Genomic DNA, 1,993 nt, shown 5'->3' with positions numbered 1-1,993 from the left:
TCGTCGGACCGGGTCCGCGGGCTCGTCAGTCAGGCGCGGTCCCTGGCCCGGATCGACCGCCCGTTGCTCGACCGTATCGACGCGCTGCCCGCCGCCGGCCAGCGTGAGACAGCCTGCTGGGCGGCCCGCCGCGCGATGCGGGTGGCCGGGCTGGAACGGATCGGGTGGATCGCCGACGCGCTCGCCGCCGCCGAGGCCGACCGTCCACTACCCCGATCCTTCACCGAGCAGAGCGGTGCCGCCGCGTTCAACCGCCTATTGTCCGATCCCGAGGTGCCGCACACCACCATCACGCTCCACCTGGCCGCGAGGGCGTCCGGCACACGTCACGTCACCGACGTGCGCCAGCAGGCCGCCGCGTTCCCCGCCCTGATCGCCCTGGCGAATGACGATCCGCTGGTCGCCGCGATCGACGCCGTCTACAACGCGGCAATCGCCCACGGCGACGACCGCGACCGCTTCCTCACCGAAGCCCACACCGCCCTACGCTGAACCTTCGAATCGGCATGCGAAGTCAAAGGCGGCACCCGAACACGTCGCCACCGTGCGGAGCCGAGTAGACGAACGTCCCGACCGAACGCATGACGGAGCGGCAGCCGCGGCGCTGATGATCTCCGCCGTGCCTCCTCCCGCTGTCCGAGTCGAGCCGAGATCGTGATAACTGAGGGTGACTGTTTGGCGCCCGAGCCGCCGCGCGCCATCGCGGCAGATCCGGACGCCAAGAGTCCGTGGCGTCGGCGGTGCTGCGATCGGTGTAGGTCGCGGCGGTGCCGGTAGTGCTACGGCGCGGGTAGTGGCCTGGCGAGCGGGGCGAGCTGGCAGGAGGTCACCTGTCTGGGCGGTGTGCTCCGCGTTCAGTTCAGCGGAGAGAGTGCGACAAACGGTCCCTCTCGTGACGGAGAAGAACCGTGAGGCGAACCGGGTCAGGCGCCGGCTTCTTGTTGGCGCTGGTAATTCTCGTTCTGCCGGAGGGCTTCTTCGAGCTGGTCCTCGAGGATGATGATCCGGCAGGCGGCTTCCAGAGGGGTGCCTTGGTCGACCATCTCCCGAGCCCGGGCGGCGAGGCGCAACTGGTAGCGGGAGTAGCGGCGGTGCCCGCCGGCTGACCGGAACGGGGTGATCAGCTTCGCCTCGTCGAGCCGGCGCAGGAAATCCGGCGAGGCGCCGGTGATCTCCGCAGCGCGGCCCATCGTGTAGGCGGGGTAGTCGTCGTCGCCGAACATGTCATCGGGTTGGGCCATATACATCTCTCCATGACGAGGGCCCCGGCGCGAGAGCGCCGGGGCCCAGGGTTACGGGTCGAAAACACCATCTACCGACAGGTTCGTCGGGTTGTCGTATCCGCACCTGCCGCCGTCAGCGGTGTGGGGTGCGAGGATCGCATAAGCGTGACCGGAGACCACCTCTCGTTCGATGGAAACTGCGGTGTCCGCCCCAGAGTTGGAACTGCGTCCTGGCGGCGGGCGATCCAACGGTGTTCAGCCCTCCCTTTCCTCTGCTTCCGATATCTGTGGTGCTGTCGTGCTGCCCGCCGGTGTCGAAGCCCCACGCAACTTCATGGCCCCGCACACGTGCGGCGAACTGTCCTGCCAGGCCGGGCGCTCAATCAGCATCGCCCCGCCTGCTTTGCCCTGACCTGGAACTACATCAGGGCTTACCTTCCACGTGCCTTGCCTTGCTGCGTGCGGTGATGCGTACTTCCACCGCTGTGCCGAGCGAGCCACGAAATGGGTCCGGGCCCTGCTTGATGCTCGGTCTGACTCGTCTGCGTTTTCCTCGGATCTCTTCTGCCAACGCCAGGAACACTAGCCAGTCGCGGCAAGAATGTCTAGTAGGTTGGTCATAGATTTTCTCGGCGACGGTCCGAGCTTCGAGCCTTCAACCGCCCGCGAGCCGGCCAGCGGATTCAGCGAGACCCACAGGAACAGGCGGGCGGCCATCGTGACGTTCCGTTACCAACGAGCCGGCATCGACCGTATGGCGCATCCGCTTC

The 1,993-nt window shown here is 67.3% G+C and carries 2 protein-coding genes; one reads left to right on the top strand and one right to left on the bottom strand.

Features of this window, described 5'->3' with window-relative positions; genetic code table 11:
* Positions 1–492 (top strand): hypothetical protein (locus ONA70_RS35985; RefSeq protein WP_265010936.1); only part of this gene is annotated, 492 nt, incomplete at its 5' end.
* A 431-nt stretch (positions 493–923) separates the two neighbouring features.
* Here ONA70_RS35985 and ONA70_RS35980 read toward each other — a convergent pair.
* Complete coding sequence (locus ONA70_RS35980) at positions 924–1,223, bottom strand: helix-turn-helix domain-containing protein (protein WP_406601306.1); 300 nt, start codon at positions 1,221–1,223, stop codon at positions 924–926.
* Between the last annotated feature and the right edge of the window lie 770 nt (positions 1,224–1,993).

This window comes from Micromonospora yasonensis (assembly GCF_026013475.1).
Lineage (GTDB): Bacteria > Actinomycetota > Actinomycetes > Mycobacteriales > Micromonosporaceae > Micromonospora > Micromonospora yasonensis.
The sequence above is the reverse complement of the archived record's forward strand: the minus strand, read 5'-3'. Positions and strand labels throughout refer to the sequence as shown.

Coding starts and splice junctions, on each gene's coding strand:
- ONA70_RS35980 (WP_406601306.1), bottom strand. CDS start 1,223: ATGTTCGGCGACGACGACTACCCCGCCTACACGATGGGCCGCGCTGCG.